Raw genomic sequence first — 17,121 nt, forward strand, 5'->3', positions numbered from 1 at the left:
AGTCAGTTGCTCTACCAATTGAGCTAGGCCGGCATAGTGAAATGGTTCAGGACAGAGTCGAACTGCCGACACATGGAGCTTCAATCCATTGCTCTACCAACTGAGCTACTGAACCATAATTTGTAATGGCGGTCTCGACGGGAATCGAACCCGCGATCTCCTGCGTGACAGGCAGGCGTGTTAACCGCTACACTACGAGACCTAAAAAAATGGTGACTCCTACGGGACTCGAACCCGTGTTACCGCCGTGAAAGGGCGGTGTCTTAACCGCTTGACCAAGGAGCCGTTCTTAAGCACAAGATAGATTATAACACAGGCTTTATTTTGAAGACAAGACATTTTTTACATAATTTTAATATTTTTTTATAAATCCCTTAATTTTTAGAAAAGCATTATTGTAACAAGGATTTTAAGATAAAATATGTACCATTTTATAATCTTTTTACACTCATATTTGTATAAAAAATAGGCACTGAACGAATCAATGCCTATTTGAAAGTTGATAATAGTATTTAATTAGTGAGTTTTTCTAATTTGTTTCCTAGAAACTCTTACCATTAATTCCATAGGGTTTAAAGGCGATATAAATTTATCAGTATCAAATCTTGTAGTGAATAACAAATTATCCACGTCGATTACTGAAAGTTTATATCTTCCTTCTATTTTTTCAAGATAAGTAATAATACAACAATATATATCATTACCATTGTTCATTAAATTAGATATACCATTAAATGATTGTTCTAAATTTTTTCTATTTCTTGAGGAAATAGAATATGATTCTGGAAAAATCACATCAAAATTTTCACCATTTTCAAATGTTAATATAAAATGAGTTTTAATATCATAACTAATATCTCTAACTTTTCCAAAAACATTTATTGTTTCATTGATATTATTATCATTTATTTCATTAATACTTAAAGCTTTTGTTGGAATTCTACTACCTTTCAATCCAGTGTTTGGAGTTTTATTGGGGTTTGATATAATGGCAACAGTAGTATTTTTATCTTCATTTGTTTTTTCTCTTTTCTTGCTAATAGATGAGTTTTTAGTCTTTTCTTTATTACCTTTATTCTTAGGAGCTAAATATTTATTCATAGCATACTGAATCTTACTTCTTTTATCTCTAGAAGTTAAACCATTTTCAATATATTCTTTACCTCTTTCATTACTTACTTTACGACTTCTACTAAAAGAGTATGGACATTCTTCTATATGATTATGCTTTTTATATGTTCTAAGATATGGTTTAGCCCCATTTACATAAGTTAAGTTACAATTGCATCCTGGCGTGGGACAATATAAATTTTCTATTATGATACTGAAATTTGGGTGATTCTTAATTTTTTCTACATCAATTGTTTCTTTAGTACTTTCTTTGATATACACAGCTTGTTCGATTTTCATAAAATCTTCCTTTAATATTTATTTAGCTGCAAAATATGTCTTTACTTTTCGATTTATATGATGTAATATTGATTTTGTCGAAAAAATACTACATATAATAAATAGACAGTGTGCTATAAACTGGTTAATAGTATATTAACTATACCATTATAACATAGTGTCTATTTATTGTCTATTTAAATGATAAAAGGAATCAAAAATATTTTTGATTCCTTTTATCATTTTTCTTTTATAATTAATACAAAACCTAAACATTACTTTGTTTCTTAATTAAAGATGCGAAAACGAGTGTATTGCTCACTTCCACACCTTTTTCACGGGTTTCAGTGAGCAGGTTTTTCGGCAGAAATTCTCAAAAGCTCGACAAAACTTGAGAAACAGTTTTGCTCACTTTTCGATTCTGCTCAAAACCTAAACGCTCACTTCCACACCTTTTGATAGACGGGCTACGAAAAGCAGGTCGTTCGACAATAATACGCTAATCGCTTAAATCACAGAACGATTTTCGCTCATAGCTCGTTATTGCTCGCGACCTAACCGCTTTTCTTCACACCTTTTTCTACCATAATTGTTCTAATAAATTTGTTTGATCACGGTCTGGACCTACTGAGAAGATTGAAATACGTACATTACATAATTCAGAAATGCGTTCTAAGTATTTACGTGCATTGTCTGGTAATTCTTCCAATGCACGGCAACCAGTGATATCTTCTTTCCATCCTGGTAATTCTTCAAAGATTGGTTTACAACGGCGTAATTGATCAAGGTTAGCTGGATATTCTGTAATTTCTTCTCCATCTAATTCATATGCAGTACAAATCTTCACTGTATCAAGACCTGTAAGCACGTCGATAGAGTTAATTGATAAGTCTGTAATACCGCTAACACGACGAGAGTGACGTAAGACAACTGAGTCAAACCAACCTACACGACGTGGACGTCCTGTTGTTGTACCGTATTCACGACCAACCTCTCTAATATGATGTCCATCTTCATCAAATAATTCTGTAGGGAATGGACCGTCACCTACACGAGAAGTATATGCTTTACATACACCAATCACTTTAGATACGAAAGTTGGGCCTACACCTGTACCAACTGTTACGTTACCTGCAACAGGGTTACTTGAAGTTACGAAAGGATATGTACCGTGGTCAATATCTAACATGACACCTTGTGCACCTTCAAATAAAACTTTTTCTTCAGCTACAAATGCATCGTCTAAAATTTTAGAAGTATCCGTAACAAATTCTTTTAGACGTTGACCTGCAGCATAGTATTCATCAAAGATTTCATCGAAACGTGGGCAAGTTTCATTAAACATACCTTTGAAATATGCATTTTTAACTTCAATGTTTTCTTTTAAACGTCTTTCGAATGTTTCTTTTTCTAATAAATCAGCCATGCGGATACCAATACGTTGTGCTTTATCAACATAAGCTGGTCCGATACCTTTTTTAGTCGTACCGATTTTATTATCGCCACGACGACGTTCTTCATATTCATCTTGTGCTAAGTGATATGGAAGAATGACTTGCGCACGGTTAGAAATACGTAAGTTTGAAGTAGATACACCACGTTCATTTAAAGCGTCTAACTCTTTTAATAATGCAACTGGATCTACAACAACGCCGTTACCAATCACTGCTAATTTATCTTTGTAAAAAATGCCTGATGGTACTAAATGTAACTTATAAGTTTCTCCACCAAATTGAATCGTATGACCTGCGTTATTACCTCCTGAAAAGCGCGCAATAACATCTGCTTGTTCCGCTAAGAAATCTGTAATTTTACCTTTACCTTCGTCTCCCCATTGTGTCCCAACAACTACGATTGATGACATGTGAGCACCTCCAAAGTTTTCTCAATTAACCATTAAGTATTCTATCAATACGAACCTTATAATGCAAATAAAAATCGAACATTAAATTTAAGACATATCACATCATTACTTAAATATTATTCTATTCAATAAATCTTTTAAAACGTTGATATTTAGCGTATTAAAGTTCTTTTTATCAAAAATCATTATACATACTTAGGCTTAAAAATCATTGCCAAAACAAAATAAAAACCGTACATTTAAGTTTCCATATCTTTAAATGTACGGCAAAAATATTTTTATGACATGTCTGCATGTGCATAATCAATGTCTGTAAATTTATTATATTGTTTCATAAAGTGTAGCTTCACAGTCCCTGTCGGACCATTACGTTGTTTAGCGATAATGATTTCAATTTCGCCATTTTCATCATTTGATTGTGGTTCGAAACCTGCGTCATCATCCTCACCCTCGCCACGATTATAATAATCATCTCGATATAAGAAGGCAACGATATCAGCATCTTGCTCGATAGAACCAGATTCACGAATATCACTCATCATTGGTCGTTTATCTTGACGTTGTTCCACACCACGAGATAACTGGCTTAGTGCGATAACAGGACATTCTAATTCACGCGCAATCGCTTTTAATGTACGTGAAATCTCAGATACTTCTTGTTGTCTGTTATCAGAAGCACGAGAACCACTACCTTGAATTAACTGTAAGTAGTCAATCACAATCATATCTAAACCGTGCTCTTGTTTTAAACGACGGCATTTAGAACGTAAGTCTGTAATTCGAATACCAGGTGTATCATCGATAAAAATTTTGGTACGTGATAATTTACCTACTGCAATTGTAAATCGATTCCAGTCTTCTTCTGTCATCGTACCTGTACGTAATCGGTTAGAGTCCACATTACCAGAACTACAAATCATACGTGTTGCTAATTGGTCTGCCCCCATCTCGAGTGAGAAAATACCAACAGTATAATTACCTTCATGTGTCGCTACCTTTTGCGCAATATTAAGAGCGAAGGCAGTCTTACCTACTGAAGGACGGGCTGCTAAAATAATTAAATCATTTCGGTTGAACCCAGCTGTCATTTGATCTAAATCGCGATATCCGGTAGGGATACCCGGTGTTTGACCACTATTTTGATCGAGTTCTTCAGCTGTTTCATAAACTTGCCCTAATACATCTCTAATATCCTTAAATCCATCACTTTGTCGATTAGATGATAGTTCAAGAATGCGTCGCTCTGCATCACTTAAAATCGCATCTAATTCGAGTTCATTATCATAACCATCATTCGCAATGCTATCCGCAGTTTGAATTAATCTGCGCTTCAATGCATGATTTGAAACGATATTTGTGTAGTACTGAATATTACGTGTCGTTGGTACATTATTTGAGAGTTCCGCTAAATATTGAGGACCACCAGCCTCACTTAATGTACCTTCTTTAGTTAATTGATCCATTAACGTTACGACATCAATTTCATCACCATCTTCATTCAGATTCATCATCGCTCTGAAGATGTGTTGGTGGGCACCTCTATAAAAGGACTCAGGAAGAAGCACTTCCTGAGTCGAATTAATCAATTGTGGATCTAAAATAATTGCACCTAAGACAGATTGTTCAGCTTCATTGTTATGTGGCATTTGTTTTTGCTCATACATATTATCCATTGATTCATACACCTCTAAATCTAATCCATCTATAGTTTCTCAAACGCAGTGCAACATTGTTCAATTAAATTTTAATTCTTGTTTTACTTTTTCAAGTTAAATAATAACTTTATTTTTAAAATTACGATTTTGAAGAATTCCACTTAAGATAAAATAGTAAATTCTTTTTAGAAAAAGAGAAATTTTGTGGTTGGATAACGAAGCGTAGTTGAAAGACTCCCGAGGGAACAGTACAAGTTGAAGACCTTAGAATTACCCACAGATTTATCTGTGAGGTAATTCTGGCTAAGACTGTACCCTAGGAAAGCGTATCAACATAAGCGTAGTTAAAAGCCAACCAACAAAATTTCTTTCCGCTAGGAAAGGAAAACTTACTTTTCTACTGTATGAACACGAATAGTACCTTCAACTTCTTTATCTAATTTAACAGGTACATTTGTATAACCTAATGCATGGATACCTTGAGGTAAATCCATTTTACGTTTATCAATTTTAATATCATGTTGTGTTTTAAGTGCTTCAGCAATTTGTTTTGTACTTACAGAACCAAACAATTTGCCACCTTCACCAGTTTTAGCACTTACTTCAACTTCGATTTCTTCTAATTTAGCTTTTAATGCTTTAGCGTCATCGATTTCTTTTTGTCTGTCCGCTTCAGCACGTTTATTTTGTTGTTCTAATTGTTTTAAATTACCTGGAGTTGCTTCAACAGCATAGTTATTTTTAATTAAAAAGTTATTAGCATAACCTACTGGTACATCTTTAATTTCGCCTTTTTTACCTTTACCTTTAACGTCTTGTGTGAAAATTACTTTCATGCGTCTTCACTCCTACTCATTTGTTCTGTAATTGCTTGTTGTAATTGTTCAATCGCTTCTTCAATTGATAATCCTTTCAATTGCGTTGCAGCGTTCGTTAAGTGACCGCCGCCACCTAATGCTTCCATCGTTAATTGAACATTAATAGAGCCTAATGAACGTGCTGAGATACCTATTAAGTTATCTTCACGTTTAGCCACAACATAAGAAGCTTCTATACCTTCTAAACTTAACAACTCATCCGCAGCTTGTGCAACTGTAACAGGATGATAAATTTTTTCGTTAGAACCATGTGCTATCGCTATACCATTATCTTGAACTTCAACTGTTCGAATAAGCTCTGAACGATTAATATACGTATCGACATCATCTTTTAAGAAATGTTGTGTTAATATCGTATCTGCGCCGTGAGCACGTAAATAGCTTGCAGCGTCAAACGTTCTAGAACCTGTACGTAATGTGAAGTTACGTGTATCAACGATAATACCTGCATACATGACTGTAGATTCTAAACGTGTTAAACGTTGTTCAGTTGGTTGATATTCTAATAACTCTGTCACAAGTTCTGCTGTCGAACTTGCGTAAGGTTCCATATAAACTAATAACGGGTTAGAAATAAAGCTTTCTCCTCGTCTATGATGGTCAATGACCACTTTACGGTTAGCTTTATTTAAAATGTTCTCATCTAATACCATCTCTGGTTTATGTGTATCCACAACGACGATCGTAGATTTAGATGTCATCATATCCCAAGCTTCATCTGATGTGACGAATCGCTCTTTCAATTCTGGTTTCTTATCGATTTCATCCATTACACGACGTAATGTTGGATCAATATCTTCCTCATTCAAGACTACGTAGGCTTCTAAGTTATTCATTAATGCGAATCTTGATACACCTATCGCTGCACCAATCGCATCTAAATCGGGACGTTTGTGTCCCATAATAATTACTTTGTCGCCTTCGGTTAAGATATCCTTTAATGCATGAGAAATAACACGCGCTCTTACACGCGTACGTTTTTCCATCGGGTCAGTCTTACCGCCATAGAATCGTACATTTCCGTTCATATTTTTAATTGCTACTTGGTCACCACCGCGACCTAATGCTAAATCTAAACCAGATTGTGATAACTCACCAAGATCAATTAAGTTCTCAGTACCTTCACCGACACCGATACTCAATGTTAATTGGGCACGGTAACCAACACTTTTTTCGCGTAGTTGGCTAAGAATTTCAAAGTTCGATTCTTCAACTTCGGCTAATATTTTTTGATTTAAATACGCAACGAACTGGTCAGAATTATAACGTTTGAAGAAAATATTATATTCTGATGCCCAACGACTAATCACTCGTGTTACCATTGAGTTGATTTCAGAACGTTGTGTGTCGTTCATATTTTGCGTGATTTCATCATAGTTATCTAAGAATAATGTTGCAATAATCGGTTTTGATTCTTCATATAGTTCATTGGTATGCACTTCATCTGTGATATCAAAGAAATATAGACAATTTTCCTCTTCAGAATGACGTACATGGTAATGATATTGGCCATGTTCGATTTCGACTTCCTGTACCTTTTCCAACTGCTTTAAAATATTCGGAAAAACTTCATTGACTGGTTCTGAGATGACATTCGTTTCTAAGTGTTCAGACATGTACTGGTTAATCCATTCAATATGATCATCAGCATCAAGAACGACCATGCCAATTGGCAATCGTTTAATTGCCCTATTGCTTCCAGCCGAGATATGACCACTTAAATTATCCACATAATTATCCATTTTCAACAAGGCCTGTCTTACTAATACAATGCCAATAATAATCATCACGACTAAAATAGCTGCTGCAATAGTCGCGACTAATGGTTTAAAGATAAACCATACTACGACAAGTGCAATTGAAGTAAGTACCATTAAAATAAATGGTATGAGTAATGCCTTCTTAGTGGATTGACGGTTCATTATTCCACCTCTATTCACTTTTTAAAGTCATTTTTTAATCATTCGTTTTAAATTAATTCCTAAATCAAGTACACCAAGTAATGCAATGATATGTGTTGCTGGTGTAATAATTGTCCCCACAACCATCAGCAATATCGTTACAACATTTGGAATACGTTTTGCTTTACCAAAGAAATGAATTAAACTCAATCCTTGGATATACATCAGTAATGATAACACAACTTCGAAATTTAATACGATGCTTTGGAAAGTACTTGGCCCTGTTGCGAACATTACGCATAATAAAACAACCATATAAACCCAAAGTAATGAACGATTAAGTTGCCAAGCAAATAATGGTTTAAAAATTGGTGTAGCTACTTTAAATTTACGAAGAATTGGAAATGTAATAATTAAGTTAATTAAGACTAAAATAAAGACTATAACGATTATAAAACTTGGAAGCTGGACTGCCATTTGACGGAACCATTCTTCTAGAATCGTTTTATAATCTGATTCTACGCCTGTCGTTACAACCGCATTGTGCATTGCATCTTTGAAAGGCTTAATTAATGTCGTAGCGCTAGGTATCTTTTTAAACGTTTGTAATAGCATAAATGCGACTAAAGTAAATATACTTAAATATGTTGTAGCTATAAATAAGATGCGTTCTTTAGAGGCACGTTCTTTCAATAATTGGCCAATAATAAAGCTAAGTATTAAAACTAAAATCATGGCACTTAATACAAATGTATTACCCAATAATGTGGCAAGAATAACTGTGATTAGCGCTCCAATTCCAAATGATGGAATAGATTTATTCCATAAAATAATGCCTGGAATCGTAGCGAATAAACATAGAATCAGCCCTAGTATTGGTAATACATACGTAACTAAAGCAACCATAACAAGTGCAATTGTTCCTATAATTGTTGCTTTAGGATGTACTTTTGAAAACACATTCGCCACTCCTATACTTTTTTTGACTATAACCTCTATTTTAACCTCTAAGCAAAATTAAAACAAATTGTGAAGATTGAGTAATATACGATTCCATCATTGCGTGTTTTCTTCTATATTCTAACTTACCCGCTTCATCTATTTTCGTTTGAAGTTCGTTACTTTAAGAAAATGATATAAGTTCGGTGCCCAGTCATTGAAATTTAATAAAAAGCCATCATGACCTACATTATCTGGAACGAAGAAATGGCGATGATATTTAAAACGCTCCCCTACTGCTCTCACTTGATCATCTGGATATAATAAATCATCCGTGAAGCCCATAGTTAAAACCTTTGTATCTAATGATTGATAAACGTCATCCACATTTGTACGTCCACGGTCAACATTATGACTATCTAATACATTTAACATTGTTAAATAGCAGGATAAATCATAAGTTTCTTTAAATTTATTACCTTGATGTCGTTGATAGCTTACAACTTCGTCGGGTGAAAAGCGTTGATCATAACTTTTAGATGACCGATACGTTAGAAATCCTAATTGTCGGGCAATACTAAGGCCTTCTTTGCCACCAAGATGAATCGCCTCACGTGCAATTTCGTTGAACGCACGACTATACGATGACGTCTTATCCGTAGCCGCTAGAATAACCGCCTTATCCACTTGAAATTGATGGTTGTAGAGCAGTTCCATAACTTGCATTCCACCTAAACTACCACCAATTAAAATATTAATCTTGTTGAAACCAAGCGCTTGAATCCCCATTTCAATTGCTTTCACAATATCCCTCAACGTTAAATGCTCCGGAAAATTAGGATCAGTTAAAGGAGAACTTGAACCAAAGGGGCTACCGATGACATTGAACGTAAGAAATTGATAATCATAAATCGGCATATAACCGCCATCTATGATTTCACGCCACCAACCAGGCGCATCATCTGTGCCATATGTTAAATGATTACCAGTTAGCGCATGGCAGACCACAACAAGTGGTTGCCCCGCATAGCCCACATGTTCATAACGCAATTGTAAGTTTTTAATCATTTCGCCTGATTCAGTTGTAAAAGGTCCTAAATTTAATGTTTCTACCGTGTAATTGGTCATGCGGTTACCTCCTTTGAATACTAAAAAAATCGCCTATACTCTTCAAAGTATGAGGCGATTCGTCTCTATTACTTATCATTCGAGTATCTCGTTGGTCGTAGCACCGTGCGTATGCATCGCCGGTTGCTGAAGTTTCTTAGGGCCGTGTCCCTCCACTTCTCTTAATAAGTTCTATTATCTCTATTCATTTACTTATTCAAATTGTAATTTGAATTTATTGTATCTAATTGTATAGCTAACTTCAATCGTTAGCTATTGGGTTCTGCCTTTTCTAAAAGAAAAAACGTAGACCTGCAATCAGCACAATACCTACTAAAATAGTTGTAGTCAGACTACGCGTGAAAAGTGCGATAAACACCGTTGGAATCGTCACAAGAATAAACGGAATATTAAGGGTGTATCCTGCTACACCTTCCTGTTGTACGATAATGCCATCTAATATCAGTGCTGTAAATAATGTAATTGGAATAAACGATAGCCATTTAATCACCGTTTCCGAGAGTTGAATACGTGAAATCATTAAGAATGGAACTACTCGAATGATTAACGTTACAAGTCCACATAACACGATTAAGATAAACATATGCCAAGATGTTGTCATTTATCCATCACCACCCCTAATGTTGCTGCTAGCATCGATGCAATCAGAATTGCAACGTATGAAGGCATAAACCAACTTAAGCTAAGCATCATCACGATAACAAATACGATAAGTACAATGTATATGCGTAGTTTAGATGATGTAATTGACTCAAATTGTGCCATGGTTAAAAAGATAAACATTGCTGTAATCGCAAAATCGAGACCTAGCATGTCTGGATTAGAGATATATTTACCAAGTAACGCACCAACAATACTAGCTAGTGCCCAAAATGTATATGCGGTTAAATTTAAGCCATGTAACCACCGATCGTTTATCTTCTCCCCTTTTAAATGCGGTGTGATAGCGACGCCAAATGTTTCATCTGTCAAAATTGAAGACAGACCTAGACGATTCCAAATACCATAGTCTTTATAATTGGGTGCTAACGTCATTGATAATAGGAAGAAACGTGAATTGACAATCAATGTTGTAAGAACAATAGCAGAAATCGGTGTGCCTGTAGCAACGAGTGCACAAATAATAAATTGTGCTGCGCCAGCATAGACAAGTAAACATAATAATAGTATTTCAATGATACTAAAATGTTGTGACGCAGCTACAATGCCAAACGATAAACCAATCCCAACGTATCCTAACAAAGTAGGTATACATTCTTTAACGCCTTGCTTAAACGTCACATGTGATGTCATCTTTGTAACCTCCCTTTATACTTAATATTTTAGAACAGTATTTTATTAATAATTTCAGTCTAATATACGGATGCTAGAGTGGCAACAACGTTAGACATAGGGTTGTGTGATGTTAGACTAACAGACTACTTAGAACTACTGATTTAAAGGGGTATTTAATATGTCTATTTTTGACAACAAAGCGTATATTACAGATCTGAAAGCAGTCTAAATCCACTCTTTTTACTTCATCACTTTATTAAGAAAAAGTGAATTTTTTAGCATGATTGATTGTATATTTAAGACATCATAGACCACAATTCAATGTAGTTTCATTGAAGCATTCCTACCACCAATTCACTTTGTTTATGACATTCATATTGGTTTAACACCATAAAAAGAGAGCTGAAAAAGTGTTATATAAACACCTTCTCAGCTCAGTTAGCTACTGCGAGTTTGCACTACGCTTATTCTGAACTCTATAAATTAACGTTATAAGCTAACTAATAATTGAATTAGTCGTTAACTGGACGGATTTCAGTTTTACCACCCATGAATGGTACTAATGCTTCAGGAATTGTAATTGAGCCATCTGCATTTTGGTAGTTTTCAACGATTGCTGCAAATGTACGACCTACTGCAAGACCACTACCATTTAATGTATGTGCTAATTCTGGTTTAGAAGCCGCATCACGTTTGAAGCGGATGTTAGCACGACGCGCTTGGAAATCAGTACAGTTTGAGCAAGAACTGATTTCTTTATAGTTGTCATAACTTGGTAACCAAACTTCTAAGTCATATGTTTTACTTGCACTGAAACCAATATCGCCAGTACATAAGATAACACGACGGTAAGGTAAACCTAATTCTTCAAGAATTGCTTCCGCATTTTGTGTCATATCTTCTAATGCATCCCAAGAATCTTCTGGTTTTTCGATACGTACCATTTCAACTTTGTCGAATTGGTGTAAACGGATTAAACCTCTTGTATCTCTACCTGCTGATCCAGCTTCACTACGGAAACAAGCAGTTTGAGCAGTGAATTTTTCAGGTAGTACGCCTGGTGGAATAATTTCGTCTCTGTAGAAGTTTGTTAATGGTACTTCTGCAGTTGGGATTGTGTATAGACCTTCTTTTTCAACTTTGAATAAGTCTTCTTCAAATTTAGGTAACTGACCAGTACCAAACATTGTATCTGCGTTAACTAATTGAGGTGTCATCATTTCAGTGTAACCATGTTGTGTTGTATGTTTTGTAAGCATGTAGTTCATTAATGCACGTTCTAATAATGCACCATCTTTAGTTAAGTATACGAAACGCGCACCTGAAATTTTTGCAGCACGTTCAAAGTCTGCCATTTTTAATTCTTCAACTAAGTCCCAGTGTGCTTTAGGTTCGAAGTCAAACTCACGAGGTGTACCCCATTTTTTAACTTCAACATTTTCTTCATCAGAATCCCCTTGTGGTACATCTTCAGCAATTAGGTTAGGAATACGAATTAAGATATCTCTAACTTTATTATCCACTTCATTAAGTTTAGCGTCGTTTTCTTTGATTTCGTCACCAAGTTCACGCATTTCTTTAATAACGTCGTCTGCATTTTCTTTATTACGTTTCTTTTCAGCGATTTCTTCACTTACTTTGTTACGACGTGCTTTCATTTCTTCAGTCTTACCAATTAATTGACGGCGTTCATTATCTAATTCTAATACCTCGTCAACAACTTTAGGATCATCTCCACGTAATTCAATTTTGCTCTTAACTTTGTCAGCTTCTTCTCTGAATAGTCTAATGTCTAACATGTAACATTCATCCTTCCCAATTTTTTGAAAATTTTTATTTTGGATAACATGCGTCTTGCTCAATAAAAAAAGACCACATCCCCTTTACAAGGGACGTGGTCTACGCGTTGCCACCCTATTTAACAATTTGACACAATAGATGTATCAAATTGCACTTTCCTTAAAATAACGGTTATTACCGGTTGTTCACAATTGTAGGTAGATTCGCATAATCATCAATTACTTGTTCACACTCAACACAAGCTCTCTGAAATTAATTGATTATGTTACTTGTCCCACGAACAATAACTTATTAAGTTATTTTTAATATAGCAAACTCCTCTATAATTAGCAAGTAAATGCTAAATAATATTATATTTATCTTATTGTATACGCCCTCTATAAAGCCATGTAGGGACCTTATGATACGTATAATTAAATATTCTTCATAATAGTGTTGACGAAAGTCTTTCACAGGTATAATATTTTCTATTGTATTTAAAAAAGGTATAGACAAACAATCCAATTTAGAACTCAATCACCTAGGTCATTATGGATGCTATCGCTACGCATTTCATTGTCACTTGAAATTTGAGTTATATACAGTATTGGCGGTACACACATTTTTCTAGCATTATACGTTCACAACGTCTTCAAGGGAGGGTTTAATTTATGGAAACATTAACAACTGTTAATATTCCGAAGAGAAAAGAAGAGACACATAAAGGTGACTATGGAAAGATTCTACTGATAGGTGGAAGTGCCAATTTAGGAGGCGCAATCATGTTAGCTGCGCGTGCATGTGTTTATAGTGGAAGTGGGTTAATTACAGTAGCTACACATCCTACAAACCATGCGGCACTCCATTCACGTTGTCCAGAGGCAATGGTAATCGATATTAACGACACTAAAATGTTAACGAAAATGATTGAAAACACTGATAGCATTTTAATTGGACCAGGGTTAGGTGTTGATTTCAAAGGTAATAACGCAATTACGTTTTTACTACAAAATATTCAACCACACCAAAATTTAATTGTTGATGGTGATGCGATTACAATATTTAGTAAATTAAAACCTGATATTCCAACTTGCCGTGTTATCTTTACACCACATCAAAAAGAATGGGAACGTTTAAGTGGTATCCCTATTGAAGAACAAACTTACGAACGTAATAGAGAAGCTGTTGATAAGTTAGGTGCTGCTGTTGTACTGAAGAAACACGGTACTGAAATATTCTTCAAAGATAAGGAATATAGACTGACAATTGGTACGCCAGCAATGGCAACTGGTGGTATGGGCGACACATTAGCTGGAATGATTACTAGCTTTGTTGGCCAGTTTGATGATTTTAGAGATGCAATTACAAGCGCAACATATACACACAGTTATATTGGAGAGAAATTATCTGAATCCATGTACGTTGTGCCACCTTCACGTTTAATTAGTGAAATCCCATATGTAATGAAAGAGTTAGAAAACTAATTGAATTAAATAAAAATAAGACTTCCCTAGTGAAAGGGAAGTCTTATTTTTATTTAATGAATATATTCTATTATCGCTGATCACTATAGATTAGCCTTTAATTCTCGTCGTCTTCATCATCGTTAGATGCATTATCAATGTCTTCATTCACACGATCCATAAAATCTTGTCTAACTTCAATACGTTCATCTGTTGCATTATCCTCAGCTACTGTTTCCGTATCTTCATCCGCTTCCGTATGGAGTGCATTACCTGGTGTATCATCATCTACAACTTCTTCGCTAGGGCTTTCTGTACTTTCTGCATTTGTTTCACCATCTTCAACTTGTGCTGCTTCAGTTGCATCTTCATCTTCTGTTTTATCAATGACTTTAGCAACCGTTGAAACAAATTGATCTTCACCTAGTTTCATTAAGCGTACACCTTGTGTTGCACGACCATTTTGAGAAATATCTTCTACTTCTAAACGAATAATCACACCACTATTGGTAACAATCATTAAATCTTCTTCACCAGTAACTGTTGTGATACAAACGATGTTACCATTACGTTCTGTAATCTTTGCAGTCTTAATACCTTTACCGCCACGGTTTGATAAGCGATATTCACTTACTGGCGTACGTTTACCATAACCATTTTCAGTGACAACAAGAATTTCATCTTCACTATCGGCATGGGCAACATCTAGACCTACTACAACATCATCTTCACGCAATGAGATACCTCTTACACCTGCAGCAGTTCGACCTAATGGACGTAAACTTGTTTCTGCAAATCTGATTAATGAAGCGTGAGATGTACCAATTAAGATGTCTTGGTGACCATCTGTAAGACGGACTGCAATTAATTCATCATCTTCTTTGAAACCAATCGCAATTTTACCATTCTTATTGATATGTGAGAAATTGCTTAACGCAGAACGTTTCACAATACCGTTTTTAGTTGCAAATACTAAGTAACTATCTTCATCTTCGAGATCTCTAACCGCAATCATAGTACTGATTGTCTCATCATTATCCAATTCAATCGCATTGATGACTGGAATACCTTTAGATTGTCGAGATAATTCTGGCACTTCATAACCTTTAAGTTTGTATACACGACCTTTATTCGTGAAGAATAAAACATGGTCATGCGTACTTAACGTAACAAGTTGGCTGACGAAGTCTTCTTCCAATGTATTCATACCTTGAACACCACGTCCTCCACGGTGTTGTGAACGATACGTAGAAACAGGTAATCGTTTAATATAGTTATTATGACTTAATGTAATAACAATTTGTTCTTCTGGAATAAGATCTTCATCTTCGAGATCATCTAAACCACCTAATTGAATTTCTGTACGACGTTCGTCACCGAAACGTTCTTTGATGTCTGTTAATTCATCTCGAACTAATTGAAGTAACACTTCGTCATCGGCTAAGATTGCTTCTAATTCAGAAATATAGCCGAGCAATTCGTTATATTCATTTTCAATTTTATCTCGTTCTAAACCTGTTAAACGTCTTAAACGCATATCAAGAATTGCTTGTGCTTGGCGTTCAGACAATTTAAAACGCGATTGTAATGTTTCCATTGCGACTTTATCTGTTTCTGATTCACGAATTGTCGTAATAATCTCGTCAATATGATCTAACGCAATGCGTAAACCTTCTAAGATATGTGCACGGTCTTTCGCTTTTTTCAAGTTATATTCTGTACGACGGCGCACGACAGTCTTTTGATGCTCTAAGTATTCAACTAAAGCTTGTTTTAAATTGATTAATTTTGGACGTCCATTAACCAGTGCAATCATATTCACACCGAATGACGTTTGTAATGGTGTTTGTTTGTAGAGATTGTTCAAGATAACATTGGCGTTTGCATCTTTACGTACATCAATAACTACTCTAACACCTGTACGTAAACTTGTTTCATCACGTAAATCTGTAATACCTTCGATTTTCTTGTCACGAACAAGTTCTGCTATCTTTTCAATCATACGTGCTTTATTAACTTGATATGGGATTTGAGTCACTACGATACGTTGGCGACCGCCACCACGTTCTTCAATTTCTGCACGTGCACGCATTTGAATGGAGCCACGTCCTGTTTCATATGCGCGTCGGATACCACTCTTGCCTAGGATTAAACCAGCTGTTGGAAAATCAGGGCCTTGAATATCTTCCATAAGTTCTGCAATCGTAACATCTGGATTCTTACTTAAATGTAAAACACCGTTGATGACTTCAGTTAAATTGTGAGGAGGAATATTTGTTGCCATACCTACAGCAATACCTGATGCACCGTTCACTAATAAGTTAGGGAAACGAGAAGGTAAGACTTCCGGCTCTCTTTCAGTACCATCATAGTTATCTAAGAAATCAATCGTATCTTTATTAATATCACGTAATAGTTCTAATGTAATTTTAGTCATCTTCGCTTCAGTATAACGCATGGCAGCGGCACCATCACCGTCCATTGAACCGAAGTTACCTTGACCATCAACAAGTGGATAGCGATAGCTGAATGTTTGTGCCATTCTAACCATGGCATCATAAATTGATAAGTCTCCGTGAGGGTGATATTTACCCATTACATCCCCAACGATACGTGCTGATTTTTTATATGGTTTATCAGGGGTCATACCTTGTTCATTTAAGCCATATAAGATACGACGGTGTACAGGTTTTAAACCATCACGTACATCAGGTAACGCACGTGAAACGATAACGCTCATTGCATAGTCTAAAAATGATTCGCGCATCTCGCTGGTTATATTTCGTTCATTTATTCTTGATTGAGGTAAGTCAGCCATCAAGATATCCTCCTTCTATAATCAATTCACTT

Annotated in this window: 12 protein-coding genes, 3 tRNA genes, 1 riboswitch and 1 other annotated feature; of the genes, 1 reads left to right on the forward strand and 14 read right to left on the reverse strand. The window is 35.4% G+C overall.

Features of this window, described 5'->3' with window-relative positions; genetic code table 11:
• Positions 1-42: 42 nt before the first annotated feature.
• The 13 genes from HMPREF3239_RS11020 to serS form a co-directional block, all read right to left on the reverse strand.
• Positions 43-115, reverse strand: a tRNA-Phe gene (locus HMPREF3239_RS11020).
• 11 nt (positions 116-126) lie between these two features.
• Positions 127-202: transfer RNA gene (locus tag HMPREF3239_RS11025), tRNA-Asp, on the reverse strand.
• Between the two features lie 8 nt (positions 203-210).
• Positions 211-285, reverse strand: a tRNA-Glu gene (locus HMPREF3239_RS11030).
• A 231-nt stretch (positions 286-516) separates the two neighbouring features.
• Positions 517-1,410 carry a hypothetical protein gene (locus tag HMPREF3239_RS11035; RefSeq protein ID WP_053030339.1) on the reverse strand — a complete coding sequence of 298 codons (894 nt, stop codon included), beginning with the start codon at positions 1,408-1,410 and terminating at the stop codon, positions 517-519.
• 559 nt (positions 1,411-1,969) lie between these two features.
• Positions 1,970-3,253 (reverse strand): adenylosuccinate synthase, encoded by a 1,284-nt coding sequence (locus HMPREF3239_RS11040; protein ID WP_070855653.1) that lies wholly within the window; start codon positions 3,251-3,253, stop codon positions 1,970-1,972.
• A 278-nt stretch (positions 3,254-3,531) separates the two neighbouring features.
• On the reverse strand, positions 3,532-4,926 hold the full coding sequence (gene dnaB / locus HMPREF3239_RS11045) for a replicative DNA helicase (RefSeq protein WP_053030337.1): 1,395 nt from the start codon (positions 4,924-4,926) through the stop codon (positions 3,532-3,534).
• 371 nt (positions 4,927-5,297) lie between these two features.
• Positions 5,298-5,744 (reverse strand): 50S ribosomal protein L9, encoded by a 447-nt coding sequence (gene rplI / locus HMPREF3239_RS11050; RefSeq protein ID WP_016930923.1) that lies wholly within the window; start codon positions 5,742-5,744, stop codon positions 5,298-5,300.
• On the reverse strand, positions 5,741-7,708 hold the full coding sequence (locus tag HMPREF3239_RS11055; protein WP_053030336.1) for a DHH family phosphoesterase: 1,968 nt from the start codon (positions 7,706-7,708) through the stop codon (positions 5,741-5,743). The genes rplI and HMPREF3239_RS11055 overlap by 4 nt, the downstream gene beginning before the upstream one ends.
• Positions 7,709-7,735: 27 nt before the next feature.
• Positions 7,736-8,662, reverse strand: a complete 927-nt coding sequence (locus HMPREF3239_RS11060; RefSeq protein ID WP_244881434.1) for a YybS family protein — start codon at positions 8,660-8,662, stop codon at positions 7,736-7,738.
• Between the two features lie 123 nt (positions 8,663-8,785).
• A complete protein-coding gene (locus tag HMPREF3239_RS11065) occupies positions 8,786-9,754 on the reverse strand; it encodes a homoserine O-acetyltransferase MetX (protein ID WP_053030334.1) in 969 nt (322 codons plus the stop codon).
• Positions 9,755-9,823: 69 nt separating this feature from the next.
• Positions 9,824-9,925, reverse strand: a riboswitch (SAM riboswitch).
• Between the two features lie 100 nt (positions 9,926-10,025).
• On the reverse strand, positions 10,026-10,355 hold the full coding sequence (locus HMPREF3239_RS11070) for an AzlD domain-containing protein (RefSeq protein ID WP_053030333.1): 330 nt from the start codon (positions 10,353-10,355) through the stop codon (positions 10,026-10,028).
• On the reverse strand, positions 10,352-11,047 hold the full coding sequence (locus tag HMPREF3239_RS11075) for an AzlC family ABC transporter permease (protein WP_053030332.1): 696 nt from the start codon (positions 11,045-11,047) through the stop codon (positions 10,352-10,354). Before HMPREF3239_RS11075 ends, HMPREF3239_RS11070 begins: the two co-directional genes overlap by 4 nt.
• 494 nt (positions 11,048-11,541) lie before the next feature.
• On the reverse strand, positions 11,542-12,828 hold the full coding sequence (gene serS / locus HMPREF3239_RS11080) for a serine--tRNA ligase (protein ID WP_053030331.1): 1,287 nt from the start codon (positions 12,826-12,828) through the stop codon (positions 11,542-11,544).
• A gap of 86 nt (positions 12,829-12,914) precedes the next feature.
• Positions 12,915-13,120: a binding site (T-box leader), on the reverse strand.
• A 359-nt stretch (positions 13,121-13,479) separates the two neighbouring features.
• Here serS and HMPREF3239_RS11085 point away from each other — a divergent pair.
• Complete coding sequence (locus HMPREF3239_RS11085) at positions 13,480-14,292, forward strand: NAD(P)H-hydrate dehydratase (protein WP_053030330.1); 813 nt, start codon at positions 13,480-13,482, stop codon at positions 14,290-14,292.
• Positions 14,293-14,389: 97 nt separating this feature from the next.
• On the opposite strand, the gene gyrA is transcribed toward HMPREF3239_RS11085, so the two are convergent.
• Complete coding sequence (gyrA, locus tag HMPREF3239_RS11090; RefSeq protein ID WP_070855654.1) at positions 14,390-17,089, reverse strand: DNA gyrase subunit A; 2,700 nt, start codon at positions 17,087-17,089, stop codon at positions 14,390-14,392.
• Between the last annotated feature and the right edge of the window lie 32 nt (positions 17,090-17,121).

Origin of the sequence: Staphylococcus sp. HMSC34C02 (assembly GCF_001838705.1) — a bacterium.
In the GTDB taxonomy this organism is placed as follows: Bacteria; Bacillota; Bacilli; order Staphylococcales; family Staphylococcaceae; genus Staphylococcus; species Staphylococcus borealis.

Bases quoted from the DNA above. Each gene is read 5' to 3' on its own strand.
- HMPREF3239_RS11035 (WP_053030339.1), bottom strand. From the start codon at position 1,410: ATGAAAATCGAACAAGCTGTGTATATCAAAGAAAGTACTAAAGAAACA.
- HMPREF3239_RS11040 (WP_070855653.1), bottom strand. From the start codon at position 3,253: ATGTCATCAATCGTAGTTGTTGGGACACAATGGGGAGACGAAGGTAAA.
- dnaB (WP_053030337.1), bottom strand. From the start codon at position 4,926: ATGGATAATATGTATGAGCAAAAACAAATGCCACATAACAATGAAGCT.
- rplI (WP_016930923.1), bottom strand. From the start codon at position 5,744: ATGAAAGTAATTTTCACACAAGACGTTAAAGGTAAAGGTAAAAAAGGC.
- HMPREF3239_RS11055 (WP_053030336.1), bottom strand. From the start codon at position 7,708: ATGAACCGTCAATCCACTAAGAAGGCATTACTCATACCATTTATTTTA.
- HMPREF3239_RS11065 (WP_053030334.1), bottom strand. From the start codon at position 9,754: ATGACCAATTACACGGTAGAAACATTAAATTTAGGACCTTTTACAACT.
- HMPREF3239_RS11070 (WP_053030333.1), bottom strand. From the start codon at position 10,355: ATGACAACATCTTGGCATATGTTTATCTTAATCGTGTTATGTGGACTT.
- HMPREF3239_RS11075 (WP_053030332.1), bottom strand. From the start codon at position 11,047: ATGACATCACATGTGACGTTTAAGCAAGGCGTTAAAGAATGTATACCT.
- serS (WP_053030331.1), bottom strand. From the start codon at position 12,828: ATGTTAGACATTAGACTATTCAGAGAAGAAGCTGACAAAGTTAAGAGC.
- HMPREF3239_RS11085 (WP_053030330.1), top strand. From the start codon at position 13,480: ATGGAAACATTAACAACTGTTAATATTCCGAAGAGAAAAGAAGAGACA.
- gyrA (WP_070855654.1), bottom strand. From the start codon at position 17,089: ATGGCTGACTTACCTCAATCAAGAATAAATGAACGAAATATAACCAGC.